Source organism: Mesorhizobium sp. M0659 (assembly GCF_040320605.1).
Classification (GTDB): Bacteria; Pseudomonadota; Alphaproteobacteria; order Rhizobiales; family Rhizobiaceae; genus Mesorhizobium.
The window spans coordinates 135,419-153,710 of the sequence record NZ_JAMYPY010000003.1 but is presented as its reverse complement, the minus strand read 5'-3'; the positions used below and the strand labels follow the sequence as shown (position 1 = coordinate 153,710).

At 64.7% G+C, this 18,292-nt stretch carries 18 protein-coding genes; 8 read left to right on the top strand and 10 right to left on the bottom strand.

The genetic code is table 11. The features are described 5' to 3' along the window. Positions 1-4 precede the first annotated feature (4 nt). The 3 genes from NKI31_RS06210 to ggt are packed head-to-tail and all read left to right on the top strand — an operon-like array spanning position 5 to position 4,319. Positions 5-1,387 (top strand): glutamine synthetase family protein, encoded by a 1,383-nt coding sequence (locus tag NKI31_RS06210; protein ID WP_023685714.1) that lies wholly within the window; start codon positions 5-7, stop codon positions 1,385-1,387. A 2-nt stretch (positions 1,388-1,389) separates the two neighbouring features. Then, on the top strand, positions 1,390-2,691 hold the full coding sequence (locus tag NKI31_RS06205) for an NAD(P)/FAD-dependent oxidoreductase (RefSeq protein ID WP_031201307.1): 1,302 nt from the start codon (positions 1,390-1,392) through the stop codon (positions 2,689-2,691). A 41-nt stretch (positions 2,692-2,732) separates the two neighbouring features. Continuing rightward, complete coding sequence (ggt, locus tag NKI31_RS06200) at positions 2,733-4,319, top strand: gamma-glutamyltransferase (protein WP_352543180.1); 1,587 nt, start codon at positions 2,733-2,735, stop codon at positions 4,317-4,319. Between the two features lie 22 nt (positions 4,320-4,341). Here the strand turns inward: ggt and NKI31_RS06195 are convergent, their stop codons facing one another. The 5 genes from NKI31_RS06195 to NKI31_RS06175 all read right to left on the bottom strand — a co-directional run bounded on the left by NKI31_RS06195 (position 4,342) and on the right by NKI31_RS06175 (position 8,724). After that, positions 4,342-4,506: a hypothetical protein gene (locus NKI31_RS06195; RefSeq protein WP_023698833.1), complete on the bottom strand. Its 165-nt coding sequence runs from the start codon at positions 4,504-4,506 to the stop codon at positions 4,342-4,344. After that, on the bottom strand, positions 4,503-5,558 hold the full coding sequence (locus NKI31_RS06190; protein WP_023707568.1) for an ABC transporter ATP-binding protein: 1,056 nt from the start codon (positions 5,556-5,558) through the stop codon (positions 4,503-4,505). The genes NKI31_RS06195 and NKI31_RS06190 overlap by 4 nt, the downstream gene beginning before the upstream one ends. An 11-nt stretch (positions 5,559-5,569) precedes the next feature. Further along, the gene (locus tag NKI31_RS06185) at positions 5,570-6,403 is read right to left on the bottom strand and encodes a carbohydrate ABC transporter permease (RefSeq protein ID WP_023751730.1); all 834 of its coding nucleotides are present in this window, start codon (positions 6,401-6,403) and stop codon (positions 5,570-5,572) included. A 10-nt stretch (positions 6,404-6,413) separates the two neighbouring features. Further along, on the bottom strand, positions 6,414-7,343 hold the full coding sequence (locus NKI31_RS06180) for a carbohydrate ABC transporter permease (protein WP_155923888.1): 930 nt from the start codon (positions 7,341-7,343) through the stop codon (positions 6,414-6,416). 67 nt (positions 7,344-7,410) lie between these two features. Beyond that, positions 7,411-8,724 carry an ABC transporter substrate-binding protein gene (locus NKI31_RS06175; RefSeq protein ID WP_023751732.1) on the bottom strand — a complete coding sequence of 438 codons (1,314 nt, stop codon included), beginning with the start codon at positions 8,722-8,724 and terminating at the stop codon, positions 7,411-7,413. Positions 8,725-8,961: 237 nt separating this feature from the next. Between NKI31_RS06175 and NKI31_RS06170 the strand changes: the two genes are divergently transcribed. The 5 genes from NKI31_RS06170 to NKI31_RS06150 are packed head-to-tail and all read left to right on the top strand — an operon-like array spanning position 8,962 to position 13,999. Then, positions 8,962-9,639, top strand: a complete 678-nt coding sequence (locus tag NKI31_RS06170; protein WP_023712278.1) for a beta/alpha barrel domain-containing protein — start codon at positions 8,962-8,964, stop codon at positions 9,637-9,639. Beyond that, positions 9,639-11,096, top strand: coding sequence for a xylulokinase (locus NKI31_RS06165; RefSeq protein WP_352650846.1), 1,458 nt, complete (start codon positions 9,639-9,641; stop codon positions 11,094-11,096). The genes NKI31_RS06170 and NKI31_RS06165 overlap by 1 nt, the downstream gene beginning before the upstream one ends. Positions 11,097-11,110: 14 nt before the next feature. Further along, positions 11,111-12,403 carry an iron-containing alcohol dehydrogenase gene (locus NKI31_RS06160; protein ID WP_081726918.1) on the top strand — a complete coding sequence of 431 codons (1,293 nt, stop codon included), beginning with the start codon at positions 11,111-11,113 and terminating at the stop codon, positions 12,401-12,403. Between the two features lie 7 nt (positions 12,404-12,410). Further along, the gene (locus tag NKI31_RS06155; protein ID WP_023692036.1) at positions 12,411-13,214 is read left to right on the top strand and encodes an HAD-IIB family hydrolase; all 804 of its coding nucleotides are present in this window, start codon (positions 12,411-12,413) and stop codon (positions 13,212-13,214) included. A gap of 2 nt (positions 13,215-13,216) precedes the next feature. Then, complete coding sequence (locus NKI31_RS06150; protein ID WP_023686645.1) at positions 13,217-13,999, top strand: DeoR/GlpR family DNA-binding transcription regulator; 783 nt, start codon at positions 13,217-13,219, stop codon at positions 13,997-13,999. 10 nt (positions 14,000-14,009) lie between these two features. Here NKI31_RS06150 and NKI31_RS06145 read toward each other — a convergent pair whose 3' ends face one another. From NKI31_RS06145 to NKI31_RS06125, 5 genes are read right to left on the bottom strand one after another with little or no spacing between them, the layout of a single operon-like run. Then, on the bottom strand, positions 14,010-14,519 hold the full coding sequence (locus tag NKI31_RS06145; protein WP_023704257.1) for an L-2-amino-thiazoline-4-carboxylic acid hydrolase: 510 nt from the start codon (positions 14,517-14,519) through the stop codon (positions 14,010-14,012). Next, complete coding sequence (locus tag NKI31_RS06140) at positions 14,516-15,301, bottom strand: ATP-binding cassette domain-containing protein (protein ID WP_023704256.1); 786 nt, start codon at positions 15,299-15,301, stop codon at positions 14,516-14,518. The genes NKI31_RS06145 and NKI31_RS06140 overlap by 4 nt, the downstream gene beginning before the upstream one ends. After that, positions 15,298-16,299: an ABC transporter ATP-binding protein gene (locus NKI31_RS06135; protein WP_023804580.1), complete on the bottom strand. Its 1,002-nt coding sequence runs from the start codon at positions 16,297-16,299 to the stop codon at positions 15,298-15,300. Before NKI31_RS06135 ends, NKI31_RS06140 begins: the two co-directional genes overlap by 4 nt. Further along, complete coding sequence (locus NKI31_RS06130) at positions 16,296-17,126, bottom strand: ABC transporter permease (RefSeq protein WP_023735154.1); 831 nt, start codon at positions 17,124-17,126, stop codon at positions 16,296-16,298. The genes NKI31_RS06135 and NKI31_RS06130 overlap by 4 nt, the downstream gene beginning before the upstream one ends. Next, positions 17,123-18,109 (bottom strand): ABC transporter permease, encoded by a 987-nt coding sequence (locus NKI31_RS06125; protein ID WP_352459788.1) that lies wholly within the window; start codon positions 18,107-18,109, stop codon positions 17,123-17,125. Before NKI31_RS06125 ends, NKI31_RS06130 begins: the two co-directional genes overlap by 4 nt. Positions 18,110-18,292 lie beyond the last annotated feature (183 nt).

The following is an 18,292-nucleotide window of genomic DNA, read 5'->3' as shown; positions in this document are numbered from 1 at the left end:
CAAAATGCAGGACAAAAATACCAACACCGCTCTCTTCACCGGCAACGATCCCAAGGCCTGGCTCGCCCAGCACGGCATCACGGAGGTCGAGTGCCTGGTGCCCGACATGAATGGCGTGCTGCGCGGCAAGGCGCTGCCGACGGTGAAATTCCTCAAGGCGCTGGAAGACCGCGCACTCTACCTGCCGAGCAGCGCTTTCCTGGTCAGCATCGATGGCCGCTACTCCGGTTCCATCGACGAAGGCTTTGCCTATCAAGACCCGGATATGCGCATGGTGCCTGATATGTCGACGCTGTGCCTGGCGCCGGGCGGTGGCGTCGGCAAAGCCTATGTCTTCGCCGACGCCTTCCACATGCAAGGCAAGCCCTGGATGGCCTCGCCACGACATGTGCTGCGCGCCGTGCTCGATCTCTACCGGAAGCGCGGTTGGCGCGCGGTGGTGGCGCCGGAAATCGAATTCTATCTGACCGCGCCCAATCCGAATCCCGACCAGCCGCTGACGGCACCGGTTGGCGCCAATGGCCGCGCCGAGGGCTCGCAGCATCCCTATGACATGGTGGCGCTGGAAGAATTCGAGCCGGTGATAAGGCGCGTCTATGATTATGCCGCAGCCGCCGGCCTGCCGCTCGACACGCTGATCCATGAGTCCGGCACCGCGCAGCTGGAGATCAATCTCTTGCACGGCGACGCGGTGCCGCTCGCCGACCAGGTGCTGCTGTTCAAGCGGCTGACTCGCCAGGCGGCGCAGCAGAGCGGCATGCACGCGACCTTCATGGCCAAGCCGATCGCGGCGCAGGCGGGAAGCTCGATGCATCTGCACATGTCTGTCGTCGATGAAACGACAGGCGCCGCGCTGTTTGCCGACAGAGATGATGCAGACACCGAAATGTTCGGCCATTTCATCGGCGGCCTGCAGAGATATGTGCCCGAGATCATGCCGCTGTTCGCACCCAACGTGAACTCGTTCCGCCGCATCCGGCCGAACCACAGCGCACCGGCCAACATCGAATGGTCGCATGACAACCGCTCTTGCGGCCTGCGCGTGCCGGCAGGTGGCCGCGCCGCCCGGCGGGTAGAGAACCGCTTGCCGGGAGCGGATTGCAATCCCTATCTGGCGATCGCCGGTTCGCTGCTTGCCGGCTATCTCGGCGTCGAGCAGAAGCTGGCGCGCTCGGCTGAGGCCTCGGGCAATGCCTACAGGATCAAAAGCACGCTGCCGAAAACGATGGAGGAGGCGCTTGATCGTTTCATTGCTTGCGAGCCGGTGCGGGCATTGCTCGGCGAGGATTTTTTCCAGACCTATCTGCGCGTCAAGAGCGTCGAACTCGACCTGTTCCAGAGCGTGGTGACGAGCTGGGAACGCGACCATTTGCTGCTGAAGGTGTGATCATGGCCTCCGGCTCAACAGGTTTCAATTCGAGCCTCGATATCGGCAATTCCTATTATGTCGCCACCGCCAATCCGGCGCCGGACCATCCGGCGCTGGTGGGAGATGTCGGCGCCGATCTGGTGGTGGTCGGCGGCGGCTGCACCGGCCTGTCGGCCGCCCTTCATGCCGCCGAGCGCGGCCTGAAGGTGGTGCTGCTCGAAGGCGGCAAGATCGGCTGGGGCGCGTCGGGCCGCAATGGCGGCCAGATGATCCCTGGCCTGCGCAAAGGCGCCAAGGGGTTGGTCAAGCTTTACGGCCCCGAGCGGGCGAAGGCGCTGTTCGACCTCGCCTTCGAGGCGCGGGGCCTGGTGCTCGACATCATCGAGCGCCACGCCATCGATTGCGATCTGCGGCTGACCGGCCATCTCGTCGGTGCCGTTAATGGCTCCGACCTCAGGGATCTCGAAGACGAGGCCAAATGCCTCGAGAGCGTGATGAAGTTCCGCGACGTCGAGATCCTGTCGGCGGCGCAGGCACGCGGCAAGGTGGACACGCCCTATCATGGCGCGATGTATGAGCCGCTTGGCGGCCATATGCATCCGCTGAACTACACGCTCGGCCTTGCCCGTGCCGCCGTGGCGGCCGGTGTCGTCATCCATGAAAATTCCGTCGCGGTAAAGCTGGAGCGCGAGCCTTCGATCCGGGTCTCGACGGCGCAGGGGTCGGTAAGGGCCAAACATGTCGTGCTGGCCGGCGACGCGTTGCTGCATGGGCTGGAGCCGCGCGTCAACAGCCGCATCATGCCGGTCGGCAACTACATCGTCGCCACCGAACCGCTGGAGGGCAAACACAATGTCATCCCGGCCAATGTCGCGGTGTCCGACACGCGCTTCGTCGTCAACTACTACCGCATGTCGGCGGACGGTCGGCTGCTGTTCGGCGGCGGCGAGCGCTACACGCCATCGCCGCCGGCCGACATCGCCGGCTTCGTGCGGCCGCACATGGAGGCCACCTTCCCGCAACTGAAGGGCTGCCGCATCGATCATGCCTGGGGCGGTCTGGTGTCGGTGACCACGTCGCGGCTGCCGCATGTCGGGCACTATGGCGAGGTCTATTTCGCGCATGGCTATTCCGGCAAGGGCGTCATCCTGTCAACGCTGTCGGGCAAGCTCTTGGCCGAAGCGATTACGGGCGACGCCTCGCGGCTGGACCTGTTCTCGACGCTGACGCCGATGCCGTTCCCGGGCGGTACAGCGCTGCGGGGCCCGCTCTATGTGCTGGGGATGTTGTGGTACGCCATGCGCGACCGCATCAAGCATTGAAGGCTGCGGCCGGCGGGCGCGAAATCATTGGAGGCGATTGCATGCGTGATTTTCAGTTCCCCGGCCGCTCGCCAGTTCGCGCGACAGAAGCGATGGCGGCGACATCGCATCCGCTGGCGACGCTGGCCGCCATCGACATGCTGCGCTCCGGCGGCAATGCCATGGATGCCGCTGTCTGCGCTGCGGCGGTGCAAGGCGTCGTCGAGCCGCAATCGACCGGCATCGGCGGCGACTGTTTTGTGCTCTACAGTCCCAAAGGCGAGGGCGATGTTCTCGCTTTCAACGGCTCGGGGCGTTCGCCCGCTGCGGCAACCGCCGAATGGTATCTGGAGCGGGGGCATAGCGAACTGCCTGCGGCCGGACCGCATGCCGTCACCATACCAGGCGCCATCGATGCATGGTGCCGGCTACTCGAGGACCACGGAAAAAAGGGCATCGACGCCGCGCTGGCGCCAGCCATTCGCTATGCCGAACAAGGCTGTGTCGTTTATGATCGCGTCGCCTTCGACTGGGCCGACGAGGTCGCCCTGCTCTCAGCCGATGAACACGCCGCGCGCATATTCCTGCCCGAGGGAAGGGCGCCGCAAGCCGGCGATGTGCATCGGCAGCCGCACTTGGCGGACACCTTGCGCATCATCGCCAACGGAGGCCGTGCAGGGTTTTATGAAGGTGAGGTCGCGGACGATCTGGTGGAACGTCTTCGCGCGCTGGGCGGGCTGCATGCATTGGAGGATTTCGCCGAGACCCAAGGCGACTACGTTACGTCGGTGAATACGTCCTATCGCGGCTACGATATCCATCAGATGCCACCGAACAATCAGGGCATGACGGCGCTGATCATGCTGAATGTGCTTTCGGGCTTCAGCCTTGGTTCGTTGGAGCCGAACAGTGCCCAGCGGCTGCATCTCGAGATCGAAGCCGGCCGGCTTGCCTACCAGGACCGCGATACTTTCATCGGCGACCAGGATTTCGTCCAGGTCCCCGTCGAACAACTGCTGTCGGCAGCCCATGCGGAGCGGCTGCGCGCCGCCATCGATCCGGCCCTCGCCATGACGCATCTGCCGCGGCTTGAGCTGTCGCGCAGCGACACCGTCTATATCTCCGTGGTCGACCGCGACCGCAATTCGGTCAGCTTCATCAACTCGACCTTCGGTTCCTTCGGCAGCGGCGTCGTCGGTCCCAAGACAGGCGTCGTGCTGCAGAATCGCGGCAGCAGTTTTCGCCTCACGGAAGGCCATCCAAATCGTATCGCGCCGCGAAAGCGACCGATGCACACCATCATGCCTGGCATGGCGACGCGAGGGGGTAAGGTGGTGATGCCGTTCGGGGTGATGGGCGGCGGCTACCAGCCGTTCGGCCATGTCCATCTGCTGACCAACATGATCGATTTCGGGATGGACCCGCAGCAGGCACTGGATGCGCCACGGGTGTTCTACAAGGACAATGCCGTGCTGGCCGAGCGCGGGATTCCGGCTGAGGCGATCGCCGGCCTGCGTCAGCGCGGCCATCAGGTTTCGATCGCCGAGGAGCCGCATGGCGGCGGCCAGTTGGTGCTGATCGATTGGGAAAAGGGCACGCTCACCGGTGCCTCCGATCCGCGCAAGGACGGTTGTGCGCTGGGCTACTGATCTGCGTTGCTGGAATGCGCATTCAGAACCAGATCAGCCAGACAAGCTGCAGGATTACCAGTGCAATGGCGTCCCAGAAGATGAGTTCGCCCATCGAGAACCAGCGCCGCGACCGGTTGAAGCTGTAGAACAGCCACCCGACCAAGGCTGCGGCGGCCAGCGGCACCAAAGCGAGCAGCGTGCTCACGGCAGTCGCGCTCCCGACACCGCATCGAATGTGTGCAGCGCCGCCGGCGGAAAGTGTAGATAAAGCGGCTGGCCGGGATCGAAAGCGCGATCGACATTCACGGTCCTGACGATCAGCGCGTTGGCCTCGCTCGTGGCGAAGATCAGCACGTCCGGCTCGACCGGTTCGACGACGTCGACGGCAAACAGGATGGCATAGCCGGCAGTCGCGTCGACAAGCTGGATCTGCTCGGGGCGAATGCCGAGCACGATGGGACCATCAGGCTTTCCCGGAAGCGGGCAAGTGAAACCGCTGGCGTGGAAGACGCCGGCGCGGACATCGCCATCGAACGTGTTCATCGCTGGACGGCCGATGAATTCAGCGATGAAGCGATTGGCAGGCCGCCGATAAATCTCGCGCGGGTCGTCGTACTGGATCAGTGCGCCTTCGCGCAACACCGCGACCCTGGTCGCCAGCGTCATCGCCTCTTCCTGGTCGTGTGTGACGAAGACGAAGGTCTTTTTCAGCTCGCGATGCAGACGCTTCAGCTCGGTGCGCATGTGGAGCCGCAACAAGGCGTCGAGATTGGACAGCGGCTCATCCATCAGACAGAGGCTAGGTTGCCAGACCAGGGCGCGGGCCACGGCGACGCGCTGCGCCTGGCCGCCCGACAATTGCGAAGGGCGGCGGTCGAGGTAACGGGTGATTTCGAGCAGCTCGGCCATGGCGCGGACGCAGCGGTCGAGCTCGGCAGCCGGCATCTTTCGGATGCGCAAGGGATAGGCGATGTTCTCGTAGACGCTCTTATGGCTGTAGAGCGCATAGTTCTGGAACACCATGCCCATGCCGCGCAGGCGCGGCGGCAGGTCGGTGACATCGCGACCCTCGACCATGATGCGCCCGGCGGTCGGCCGCTCCAGCCCGGCGAGCAGCCGGCAGGCTGTCGTCTTGCCCGAGCCGGAGGGCCCGAGCAGCACGAGGAATTCACCGGGCTCGAAAGCAAGGTCGAGCGCCTGCAGCGCCACCGTCCCATCGGGGAAAGCCTTGGTGACGCCGTCGAAAACAATTGCCATGCGAGATCCCTTCAACCCTTGACCGCGCCGAAGGTGAGGCCGCGGACGAGCTGTTTCTGGACAAGGAAAGTGAAAAGCACGATCGGCAGCGTCGCCACGATGGCGACCGCCGCGACTTGGCCCCATAGCGTGCCATGCGGCGTCACCAGCCCCGGTATGCCGACGGTCAGCGGCCGCCCGTCGAAGGCGACGAGGATGAAGGCGTAGAGGAACTCGTTCCATGACAGGATGAAGCAGAGCACGGCCGTCGCGCCGATGCCGGGCGCGGCCAGCGGCGCGACGACGAAGAAGAAGGCGCCGAGCCGCGAGCGGCCGTCCATCATCGCGGCCTCGTCGATCTCCCTGGGGATTTCGGCGAAGAAGCCGCGCATCATCCAGACGACGAGCGACAGGTTGAAGGAGGTGTGGGCGATCACAACGGCGTAGATGGTGTCGATCAGGCCCAGCGAGGTGAAGAACAGGAACAGCGGCACGGCGATTGAGATCGGCGGCGCCATGCGCGTGGTCAGGAAGAAGAAGAACAGGTCTTCCTTGCCGGGAAAATCCGAGCGGGCAAAGCCATAGGCCGCTGGCGCGCCGATGACGATGCAAAGTATGGTCGACGACACCGAGATCAGCACCGAATTGATCGCCAGCGGCCAGTATTCCTTGTCGATGAAGACCGCCGGATAGTTGGAGAACGTCGGCGTAAAAGCCCATTTTGGCACCGAGGACAACAGGTCGACGCGGTTCTTGAACGAGGCCAGCACCATCCAGACGTAGGGCGTCAAGGCCACCACGACAGCGACCAGCAGCACGGCCCAGGCAAAACTGCTCCAGGCGCGGTTGGTGGATTGATCGATCATCGCAGCGCCCTCAAAACGACGCCGCCTGCTTGCGGCTCGACCAGTAGACGGCCTTGTAAAAGACGGAGCACAGGATCAGCACGACGAGATAGATCATGAAGGCGACCGCGGCGCCGTAGCCGAGGTCCCAGTTGCGGAAGTTGACGCGGTAGGCGTAGATCGACACCAGTTCGGTCAGCGTTCCCGGACCGCCGCCGGTCATCAGGAAAACCTTGTCGAACTCCTTGAACGCGTCGATGCCGCGCAGCAATAGCACCAGCGCGATGACGGGCCGCAGCAGCGGCAGCATGACATCGCAAAAGATCTGAAACGGTTTTGCGCCATCCATCATCGCCGCCTCGAACGGCGCGCGCGGCAGGCTCATCATCCCGGCGAGCATGATCAGGGTGACGAAAGGCGTCCACTGCCAGACATCGATGGCGACGATGGTCGGAAACACCAGGTCGGGTGCCGAAAGCACCGCCGAATTCTGCGCAAGCAGGCCGACCTTGCGCATGTAGAAGGTGAGCATGCCGAAATCGCCCTGCAACAGCAGCCGCCAGATCAGCCCGACGGCGACCGGCGCGATCATCATCGGGATGAGCAGGAGTGTGGTGAGAAGCCGCTGGCTGGCGACGAAGCGGAAGATCAGGAAGGCCAGCGCAAAGCCGAGCAGGAATTCCAGGCCGACGGCGATGATGACGAATTTCAGCGTCAGCAGGAACGATGCCCAGAAGAATGGGTCGTTGCGCATCAGCTTGCGGAAATTGTCGAAACCGACGAAGGCGCCCGCATGGCTGGCGTCGGCGAAGCTGAGGTCGGTCAGCGCGGTGTAGACCATGTAGTAGAACGGGCCGACCAGGAAGACGACGACGAGCAGCGTCGCCGGCAGCATCAAGAGCGGCCCCACCCCACGGTCGAGAAGCGGCATTCCGCGCGGCGATGGAGTGCGGTTCGTCACGGGCGTTTCCTGCGGACAAGAACGGCTACCCGCTTGTGCGGGTAGCCTCTGCGCGACATCTCAAGGCCTATCGTGCCGGATAGGTCATGGGTGCGCAAGAACCGAGCAGTGTCGAGATGTCGGTGGCGGCGGTGTCGAGGGCGGCCTGCGCCTCCTTTTCGCCGGCGAGGTAGGATGACAGTTCGCGCACCAGTATGTCGGTCATCTCGGCCGATTGCGGCAGCGTCGCCTTCGGCACCGCATGCTCGTTGGCCTCCATCGACGCCTTGGCGTAGGGCAGTTTCTGCACCTCCGCCGAGGCATAGACATCGGGCCGGCCCGAGGCGCCGCCATTGAGATGCTGCTCGAGCTGGCGGTCATAGCCCATCATCCACTGGACGAAGAGGAAGGCGGCCTGCTGGTTCTTCGAATAGACCGGGATCAGATAGGTCCAGCCCTCGACCTGGCCGATCTTGCCGCCGTCGCCTTGCGGCACGAGATCGAAGCCAACCTTGCCGACCACGGTGGAGGCCGTGGTGTCGACCGATACGGCATAGGTTGCGTCGTTCCACATGATCAGCTCGGTGACCTTGGCTTGCTGCATCAGCGCCATGACATCATCCCAGAAATAGTTGAGGCTGTCCGGCGGCGAGAATTGCAGCAGGCTCTTGTAATATTCGAGCGAGGCGACGGCCTTGGGGCTGTTGACGATGACCGGGCCGCAGGCCGAGCCGCTCTTCACGTCGAGCACGTCGCCGCCGAAGGAATAAAGGAAGTTGAGCCACTCATACCACAGCGCCTCGTGGCGCTTGCCCTGCAGGGCGGTGCCGTAAAAGCCCTGGTCGGGGCGATAGAACCATTCGGCGATATCGCGATATTGCTTCCAGTCCTTGGCGGGAGCGAGGTCGTAGCCATACTTGGCCTTGAAGCCTGCCTGCTCCTTGGGATCGGCGAGCAGGTCCGAGCGATACCACATGAACATGTTGAGCACTGTGAAGGGGAAGCCGTACTCCTTGCCGTCATACCAGGAGATTTCGTGCCAGGCGGTCTGGTAGAGCTGCTTCTCCGGCTCGAAGCTCGGATCGCGCAAAGCCGGGTCGGCCATCATCTTGGCGATTTCGACCAGATGGTTGTTGGTGGCGAACTTGCCGAGTTCGCGATGCGGCTGGATGATGACGTCGTAGCGGCCGCGGTGCGAGTTGAGATCGAGCTGCACCTTGTTGACGGCTTCCGAGTGCTCGTACATCTCGACTTCGACATGGATGCCGGTCTGTTTTTCAAACTCCGGCGCCATCTTCTTCAGCGCTTCGAGCGGCGGCAGCGCCTCGCCGACCATGCGGATGGTCTGGCCGCTATAGGGTTTCGACGCCTCTTTCAGATCCCACGCGGCCGCTTGTGTCACTTGCCACGTCAGGGGCCACACAAATACGGCTGCGACGAGCAGTCTGGACGCAGTACGTCTCAGCGGCTTGAGCATTCTTCCCTCTCCCTAGAAGTCGTGCCTGGCGGGCTGGCGCCCGTTCTGTCATAAAATGTGTGGTACTGCAAATCAAAATGTGGCACCTTGCAACAAATGGTTGGGAGGTGTTAACAGACCGGCAGCAAACCGGCTTTCCCGACCAGGCGAGGGACCTTTCGGATGGACTTCATCTTCATGCTGACGCGCCACGATCGCACGGTCGAGGACTGTCTCGACCTGGTCGATTTGATTGAGCCGGTCGGCCTGAAGCATGTCGGCTTCAAGGATATTGGCGTCGCGCCGGATGTGCTGCGCAAGCTCGCTGTCGCCATTGGCCGGACAGGCGCCACCACTTACATGGAAGTTGTCTCGACGACGGCTGAGGCCTGCCTTAATTCCGCGCGCATCGCCAGGGATCTCGGCATCCAGCGCCTGCTCGGTGGTACCCAGGTCGACGAGATCATGGCGTTGCTGGAGGGGAGCGGCACCGAATACTATCCTTTTCCCGGGCGGCCGGTCGGCCATCCGACCAAGCTCGGCGGTTCGGCCGAGGATGTCGAGGCCGACTGCCGCGCCTTCGCCGAGAAGGGTTGTGCGGGATGCGACATCCTCGCCTATCGCGCCACCGAGGCCGACCCGGCCGAACTGGTGCGCGCAGCCCGGCGCGGGCTTGGTCCGTCGCGGCATCTGATCGTCGCCGGCGCTGTGGCATCAGCCGATCGGATCAAGGCAATCAAGCTGGCCGGCGCCAACGCTTTTACCATTGGCACAGCGGTTTTCGATGGCTCCTATTCGCCGACGAAAGGTTCTATCCTCTCGCAACTGCGGGATGTCCTCGCGGATTGCGAGCGCGTCTAATGCCAGTCATCGGCATCGATCTCGGCACACAAAGCCTGAAGGCGATCGTTGTCGATGACGAATTGCGGCTGCGTGGCGAGGCCGCTGTGTTGTACCAGCCGGCCTTCCCGGCGCCCGGCTGGGCCGAACAGAATCCGGCGCTGTGGCTGGCGGCGCTCAAGCCGGCCATTGCCGGCGCGCTCGACAAGGCTGGGCTTGCGCCGTCCGACATCAAGGGCATTGCCATTGCCGGCCAGCTCGACGGCTGCGTCGCGGTCGATGGCAATGGTGAGGCGCTGGCTCCGTGCATCATCTGGATGGACCGGCGGGCGGCAGGAGAGATCGCCGGCATCGATCCGGACTTCATCCGTGAGCGCACCGGTCTCGTTCTGGACGCCACTCATATGGCGGCGAAAATCCGCTGGGCCGCGCGCAACCTGCCCGAAGCGCGCCGGGTGGCGCTCTGGCATCAACCGGTATCGTTCGTGGTCGCGGCGCTGTGCGGTCGTGCCGTCATCGATCACGCGCTGGCCTCGACGACCATGCTCTATGGGCTGAAGGAGCACAACTATGCCGGCGATCTGCTGGCGGCCTTCGACATCGATGCAGATAAATTGCCCGGCATCGACGATGCATCTGAGATCGCCGGCGCCTTGACCCACGCCGGCGCCGAGCTCACCGGTCTGCCTGTGGGCACGCCGCTGGCGGTCGGCACCGGCGATGATTTTTCGGCCGCCATAGGCGCCGGGGTTGTCGTGCGCGGTGTCGTCGCCTGCAATCTCGGCACGGCCGAAGTGGTCGGCGCGGTGTCCGGCACGCTTCGCCTCGACCCCGGCGGCCTGGTCGAGACCCATGGCTTTCTCGGCAACGGCTATTTCATCTCCAATCCCGGATGGCTCTCGGGCGGCGCGGTGACGTGGTTTCTAACAACCTTCGGCGTCGATTCGCCGGCGGCGATGTCGGAACTGGCGGCGACGGTGGTTGCCGGCAGCGACGATTTGCTGTTCCTGCCGGCCTTGTCCGGTGCCATGGCGCCGCGCTGGATCGCCGAAGCGCGTGCCGCTTTCTACGGCCTGACATCCTTCCACGGCAAAGCGGCCTGCGCTCGCGCAGTGCTGGAAGGCTGCGCCTTCGCCATGCGCGACGTTGTCGACCGGCTGGACGAGCTCGGCATAACAACCGGGCGCATCCGGCTCTCAGGCGGTGGCGCGCGCAGCCGGGTGTGGGGGCAAATCCGGGCCGATGTCAGCGGCAGGCCGGTCGAGATCGCGGATGCGGCCGATGCCTCGCCGATCGGTGCGGCAATCCTTGCCGCCGCGGCCGTCGGCCTTACCTCCTCAGTGCAGCAGGCGGCTGAAAGGCTGGCCGGCCACGTCGAGACGATCGACCCTGATCCTTCCGCCAAGGCCGCCTACGACAGAAGTTACCGCCGGTATCGCACCTTGTTCGATGCCCTGACCCCGCTTCATGCTGACTGACCGGACTGCATCCTATGTCCAGACAAATGCTCGATCGCCTTATTGCCGGCACGCTGCCTGACCCGGACAGCCAGGGAATGCTGTCGGTGCCGCTGAAGACCATCGTCATAGGGCGCGGTCTCGGCGACGAGGCCGATGCGCTGGTCAAGCCGCTGCCGCTCGGCCGCAAGCTCGCCGTGGTCATGGATCCCGACACAGGGCTGGCGCTGGGTGAGAGGGTGTCGATCGCACTGCGTGGCAGCAGCGATGTCGACAAGATCATCCTGCCGCGCCATCCGCATCCGGACATGGACGCGGTGCGATCGGTGATCGCACGCACGAAAGACGCCAGCGGCCTAGTCGCGGTCGGATCTGGCTCGATCAACGACATCACCAAATATGCTGCCCATCTCACCCAAAAACCTTATGCGGTGTTCGGCACCGCGCCATCGATGAACGGCTACACCTCGGTGTCGGCGGCAATCACCGAGGACGGCCTCAAGAAATCGCTGACGGCCAGCCTGCCGGTCGGCGTCTTCCTCGATCTCGATGTCATGGCGCGGGCGCCGCACCGGCTGATCGCTGCCGGCTTCGGCGATTCGATGGCGCGGCCGACCGCGCAGACCGATTGGCTGATGGCGCATCTGTTGCTCGGCACGCCCTACAGGCAGGCGCCGTTCATGCTTCTGGCCGAGGACGAGAAGGCGCTCATCGCCAATGCCGGCGAACTCGGGACCGGCGACCTTGAGGCGATGGAAGTGCTGGTGCGCACGCTGGTCATGTCCGGTCTCGGCATGACGCTGTGCGGCGGCTCTTATCCGGCCAGCCAGGGCGAACATCTGATCGCCCACTATATCGACATGCGGGGCCAGGGATTGCCTGAGGCGCATCACGGCGAACACATAGCGGTGACGACGTTGACGATGGCGCGGCTGCAGGAGCGCGTGCTGGCACTGCCGGAGCTGCAGCTCGCGCCGTCCGCGGATACGCCAGAACGCTTCATCGAGATCTTCGGCGAAACGCTCGGACGTTCCTGCTGGGCGGCATTCAAGCCCAAGCTGCTGGACCGCGAACGGGCAAACGCCATCAACACCATGCTGGCCAAGCAATGGCGCTCGCATCGTGAAAGGCTGGTGCGGGTGGCACGCCCGGCGCGCGAGATCGCGGCAGCACTGCGCGCCGCCGGCGCGCCGACCACGCCGCAGGAGGTTGCCATACCGGCTGGCTTCTACGACGAGGCGGTCGCCAATGCCCGGCTGATCCGCGACAGGTTCACCATGCTCGACGTCGCGGCTGCCTCGCTCGAAACGGTTGCGGCGGGAGCCTGAGCGGGTGCTGCGTCCGCTTGCCGACTTCACCGCGCTGGACCGGCGCAACATCGCCGTCGTTCTGACCGATATCGACGACACCTTGACCGACAAGGGACGGCTGCCGGCAAAAGCCTATGCGGCGCTCGAGCGGCTGAAGCAGGCCGGCTTTCTTGTCGCGCCGGTGACCGGCCGCCCTGCCGGCTGGTGCGACCTGATCGCGCGGCAATGGCCGGTCGATGGCGTGATCGGCGAGAACGGCGCTTTCTATTTCCGCTATGACGGCACTGCCAAGCGCATCGTTCGTCACTATGCCAGGAGTGCCGGGGAAAGGCAGGCTGACGCGGCGCGCCTGCGCGAGATCGAACGCGCCGTGCTCGCGGAAATTCCGGGTGCGGCGGTCGCCGCTGACCAGGCCTATCGCGAAGCCGATTTGGCGATCGATTTTCGCGAGGATGTCGCGCCGCTGCCCAAATCTGAAGTGCTGAAGATCGTCGCTATCTTTCAGCGCTATGGAGCGGCGGCGAAAATCTCGTCCATCCATGTCAATGGCTGGTTCGGCAAATACGACAAACTGTCAACAAGCCGGCTATTCTTGCGCGACTGTTTTGGTATAGACATAGACCACGACAAGGACAGCATTGTCTTCGTCGGCGATAGTCCAAACGATGCGCCAATGTTCGGCTTCTTCCCCAACAGCGTCGGTGTCGCTAATGTGCTGGACTTCGCCGGCGAACTTCCGGCATCTCCTGCCTTCGTCACAAGCGGGCGCGGCGCGCAAGGGTTTGCCGAGCTTGCCGACGCACTGATTGCTGCAAAGGGAATGGAATAATCATGGATCAGGGCCGACTGACGAAGAAGGAGCGGCACGCGCTTATCCTTTCGGAAGTGCGCCGGTCGGCGTCCATCCGCATCTCCAAACTTGCACGGCGCATCGGCGTCGCCGGCGAGACCATCCGCCGCGATCTCATCGAACTCGGCGATGCCGGGCTGATCAACCGCACCTATGGCGGTGCGACGATCTCGCTGGTGACATCAGAGCCGGTGATTTCGGAGCGCGGCCTGACCCTGGTCGAGGAGCGCGCCCGCATCGGCCGCGGCGCAGCGGGCCTGGTCCAGAAGGGCCAGATCGTGATGATCGATGGCGGTTCGACCACTTATGAGGTGGCGCGCAACCTTTCGCAGCTGAAGCGCGACCTGACCATCATCACCAATTCCACCGGCGTGGCCTCGGTGGCCGGCGCCAATCCGACCTTCCGCGTGCTGCTTTGCCCCGGGACCTATGACAGCCGCGAAGGCAGCGTGCTTGGCGAAGACACCGTCGAGTTCCTGCGCCGCTACAATGCCGACGTCGCCATTATCGGGGCATCGGGGATAAGCGCCGATGGTCCGAGCGACATGATCTCGGGCGCCGCAGCCGTTAAACGCGCAATGATATCGCGTTCACTGTCGACGGTGCTGGTGGTGACCCACGACAAGTTTGGCCGCAGCAGTCTGGAACGCATCTGCGGGCTCGATGACATTGCCGATATCGTCACCGACAGCGAACCGAAGGCCGACCTGCGCACTGCTGCCGAACAGGCGGGCACGGAGCTGCATGTGTTTGCCGCCGACTGATCAGCATTGGCTATCCGGCGGCATCCCTGTTGGTCAGCGCGATGTGGCAGCAGCCGGGGCCGTGGCCCGGCGTCCAGGTGACATTGTCGAAGCGCACGCCCGTTGCCTCGAACAGACCACGGTCGAAAGCGCCGGCGATGCGGCAGAGCGTGGCGAGTTTTTCATCACCGACACCGGCCTCGACCCAGGCGTCCTTCAGCGGACAACGCTTCACCTTGAAGGCGATGTGGTCCGGCCCGCGCTCGACATCGGTCGGATACATCAGGCCGCCATCCGGGCTGACGGCCAAAAATGCCTCGCCGATGGCCGGCGCGTCGTTAGGTCCGAAACGGGCGAAGGCGGCCGCCGCCACCTCCTTGCCGCGCTGCTCGATGGTGCGGATCATGATCGCCTCGGCCTTTTCCGCGCCGAGTTCGCCGGTCAGCTCGTCGAGAAACAGACGGTAGAGATCGGCGCGGTTGCGGAAGGCGGAATCGAGTTCGCGCGAGAGTTTTTCGGCTCTGGCTTCTGGTTCGGTCATGGTACTTGCCTGCTGCTTCTGTCCAATCTTGGCGCCGCCGCAACCAGCGCCTTGCCGATTGCCGATTGCGGCGCGTCGACTACGTTGCGGGGGTCGCCGCTCTCGGCGATCCGCCCGGCGTTGAGAAGAACGACGCGGTGGGCGATGGCCCGTACGACGCCGAGATCATGCGAAATGAAGAGATAGGCGATCCGTTCCCTGGCTTGCAGGTCGAGCAGCAACTCAAGGATCTGTCCGCGGACCGAAACGTCGAGCGCCGACACCGCCTCGTCGAGCACGATCAGCGACGGTTTGGTCGCGATGGCTCGGGCGATGGCGACGCGCTGGCGCTGGCCGCCGGAGATTTCGTGAATGGCGCGCGGGGCGAGATCGGCTGCCAGCCCGACGCGATCCAGCAAGGCAGCAATGCGGGCCGGCCTCTCGGCGCGGGAAGCGATGGCATGGATGCGCAAGGGATCGTCAAGCACGCGAGCCACCGTGGCGCGCGGGTTGAACGCGGCGAGCGGATCCTGGAACACCATTTGCAGGCGCGCGCGCTTGGTGCGCAGGGCCGCACCCTTCAAGAGCAGAAAGTCATCGCCTTCGAATTGGACGGTGCCGGCGTCGGGCTCGATCAACCTAAGCACCAGCCGCGCGATCGTCGACTTGCCGCTGCCGGAGGGCCCGGCCAGCGCCAGCGTCTCGCCGGGTTCGATGGCGAAGGAGACACCGTCGACGGCCGCGATGGCCTTGCCGCCACGACGGTATCGCTTGGTAAGACCGGAGACGGTGAGCAAGTTCATGCCGGCGCCCGTCGTAGCAGCGGATCGGCGTCGAGGCCGAGATGGGCGTTGAGCAGCGTTCGCGTATAGGCATGGCGCGGGGCGTTTATGATTTGCTCCGTCGGGCCGAGTTCGATCAGTTCGGCGTTCCGGAATACAGCGATACGCTCTGCGAGTTCGGCGGCCAGCGCGATGTCGTGGCTGATGAACAGCAGCGTCATGCCGTCCTCCGCCACCAGTTGCCGAATGAGGCTGACGATTTCGGCTTGCACAATGGTGTCCAGCGCGCTGGTCGCCTCATCGGCGATCAGCAGTTTCGGACCGGCTGCAATGGCCGCGGCAACAGCAACGCGCTGCTTCTGGCCGCCGGAGAGCTGGTGCGGGAAAGCACGCATGGCGGTTTGTGGGTCGGGCAGCCGGACACGTTGGAGCAGGGTTTTGGCTTTGGCGTAAGCTTGTGGCCAGTCGAGGCCGAGGTGGGTGCGGGCGACTTCGGCGATCTGTTTGCCGACGGTCATGACGGGGTCGAGGCTGGCGGAGGGGTCCTGGAAGACGAAACCAATGTCGCGACCGGGAAGGGGGAGCGTGCTGGGCTCGGTTAATTTGAGAGGTCGGCGTTCCGTCACACCCCCCTCTGTCCTGCCGGACATCTCCCCCGCAAGGGGGGAGATTGCTCTCTCATCTCCGCCTTCGCCAACCACGAACGTTGCAGAAGGGAAGCCGTCGGCAAAGCTGCTGATCTCCCCCCTTGCGGGGGAGATGTCCGGCAGGACAGAGGGGGGTGGGAAGGATCGCGGCGCCTGAAATTGCCACTTGACATGCCCTTCAATCTTGGCGCTCGCCGGCAGCAGTCCAGCCACCGCCAGCGCCAGCGTGCTCTTGCCCGAACCGCTTTCGCCAATGATCGCCAGCCGCTCGCCGGCAATAACATCCAGGCTGACCCCCTTCAGCGCCGTCACCTCGCTGCCATCTCGCCGATAGCGCACTGACAGATCGCGTATCTCAGCCAGTGCGGTCACGACAGGCTCCTCCGCACCGCCGTCGTTTCGACCACGCCTTCGCCGGTGAGATAGACGCCAAGCACGGTCAGCACCAAGGCGATGCCCGGAACGATCGACAGAAAGGGCGCGGTGCGCAGCACAGTGCGGCCCTCGGCGATCATGCCGCCCCAAGTGACGCGATTGGGGTCGCCGAGACCAAGGAAGGACAGCGCCGCCTCGGTGAGGATCGCGGCGGCCACGATCACCGAGGACAAGGCCAGCACCGGCGGCAACGCGTTGGGCAACACCTCGCGAAAAGCGATCTCAAGCGGATGCATGCCGATGACGCGAGCGCCGGCGACGTAATCGCGCTCGCGGATCGACAGCACTTCGGCGCGCGCTACACGCGCCGGTCCGGTCCAGGCGCCAAGCGCTATTGCCGTGACGACGACGCCGAGCGACGGCCCGACGACGCTGACGAAGGCCAGCGCCAGGAGAAAACTCGGCACGGTCTGGAAGGCATCGGTGATGCGCATCAGCCCCTCGTCCACAAGGCCGCCGGCAAAGCCGGCCAGCGTGCCGACGACCGCGCCGATGAAGAGTGCCGCCGCTGCCGCCGCCAGGCCGACCGCCAGCGAGGTGCGGGCGCCGTGGAACAGTTCGGCCAGCACGTCACGGCCGAGCCGGTCGGTGCCGAGCGGCAGCGACCAGTCCTGGAAGGGCGGCAGCAGTGCTGGTCCGGCAATGGCCTGCGGGTCGCCGGGGAAGAGCAGCGACGCAAACAGCGCCATGGCGAACAGAAGCGCCAGGATGATCGCGCCGGCGACCGCTTCCGGCCGGCGCAGGAACCGCGGCAGCGCGCTCACGCGCTGGCCTCGCCGGCGCCGACGCGCGGGTCGAGGAAGGCGTAGGCGATGTCGACTGCAAGGTTGATGGCAATGACGAGGACGGCGCTGGTGAGGATGATGCCGAGCAGCAGCGGCGTGTCGCGCGAAGCGACCGCTTCCTGCGCCAGCCGGCCGAGCCCGGGCACGGCAAAGACGCTTTCGATGACGACGCTGCCGCCCAGCATCTGCGCCGATTGCAGGCCGAGCATGGTGACCAGCGGCAAGAGCGCGTTGCGGGCGACATGGGCGAGCACGATGCGGCGGCGTGACAGCCCCCTGGCGCGGGCGGCGAGTACAAAATCCTGCCGCCACGCCTCGGCCATGCCGGCGCGCATCATGCGCAGATAGAGCGCGAGATAGATGAAGCCGAGCGCGGAAACCGGCAGGACGAGGTGGACGGCGATGTCGGTGGCGCGGTCAAAACCGGTCTTGTCCGAGGCCAGGCTCTCGATGCCGCCGATCGGCAGCCAGCGCAGGTCAACGGCAAAGACGACGATCAGCACCAGGCCAAGCCAGAAACCCGGCACGGCATAAAGCGCCAGCGAGCCGATCGACAGGAAGCGGTCGCGAAAGCTGCCGGGTCTGGCGCCGGCGTAGATGCCGAGCGCCGAGCCCAAACCGAAGGAGAGCGCGGTGGCGGTCACCATCAGGAGCAGTGTCGTCGGCAGGCGTTCCAGGATGACATCGCGAGTTGGCCGCGAGAAGGTAACGGACTGGCCGAGGTCGAAATGCAGCAGCGCCCAGAGATAGTTCGCGAGCCGTGTCAGCTCGGACTGGTCGAGGCCCCAGCGATGACGCAGCAATTCGATCATGCCGGCGTCGCCGCCGGTCGAGACGATGTAGGCGTCGACCGCGTCACCGGGGGCGGCTTCCAGGAGGAGGAATGTGCCGATGATGACGATCAGCAGCACGAAGATGCTGCCGGCGAGGCGACGGCGGGTGAGGGTGAGGGCGCGGGTCATGGGGGACGCATGGCGGCGCGCCAGTCGGGAGAGGTGCGGTGTCTAGGCACCCCCCTCTGTCCTGCCGGACATCTCCCCCGCAAGGGGGGAGATTGGATGTCGCCTCTGCCTTCGCCAATCTTCGATGCCGAATGTACGCGACAGCGAAGCTGCTGATCTCCCCCCTTGCGGGGGAGATGTCCG

Bases quoted from the DNA above. Each gene is read 5' to 3' on its own strand.
- NKI31_RS06140 (WP_023704256.1), bottom strand. From the start codon at position 15,301: ATGAACTTGCTCACCGTCTCCGGTCTTACCAAGCGATACCGTCGTGGC.
- NKI31_RS06145 (WP_023704257.1), bottom strand. From the start codon at position 14,519: ATGACCGAACCAGAAGCCAGAGCCGAAAAACTCTCGCGCGAACTCGAT.
- ggt (WP_352543180.1), top strand. From the start codon at position 2,733: ATGCGTGATTTTCAGTTCCCCGGCCGCTCGCCAGTTCGCGCGACAGAA.
- NKI31_RS06185 (WP_023751730.1), bottom strand. From the start codon at position 6,403: ATGATCGATCAATCCACCAACCGCGCCTGGAGCAGTTTTGCCTGGGCC.
- NKI31_RS06160 (WP_081726918.1), top strand. From the start codon at position 11,111: ATGTCCAGACAAATGCTCGATCGCCTTATTGCCGGCACGCTGCCTGAC.
- NKI31_RS06205 (WP_031201307.1), top strand. From the start codon at position 1,390: ATGGCCTCCGGCTCAACAGGTTTCAATTCGAGCCTCGATATCGGCAAT.
- NKI31_RS06165 (WP_352650846.1), top strand. From the start codon at position 9,639: ATGCCAGTCATCGGCATCGATCTCGGCACACAAAGCCTGAAGGCGATC.
- NKI31_RS06150 (WP_023686645.1), top strand. From the start codon at position 13,217: ATGGATCAGGGCCGACTGACGAAGAAGGAGCGGCACGCGCTTATCCTT.
- NKI31_RS06210 (WP_023685714.1), top strand. From the start codon at position 5: ATGCAGGACAAAAATACCAACACCGCTCTCTTCACCGGCAACGATCCC.
- NKI31_RS06125 (WP_352459788.1), bottom strand. From the start codon at position 18,109: ATGACCCGCGCCCTCACCCTCACCCGCCGTCGCCTCGCCGGCAGCATC.
- NKI31_RS06170 (WP_023712278.1), top strand. From the start codon at position 8,962: ATGGACTTCATCTTCATGCTGACGCGCCACGATCGCACGGTCGAGGAC.
- NKI31_RS06190 (WP_023707568.1), bottom strand. From the start codon at position 5,558: ATGGCAATTGTTTTCGACGGCGTCACCAAGGCTTTCCCCGATGGGACG.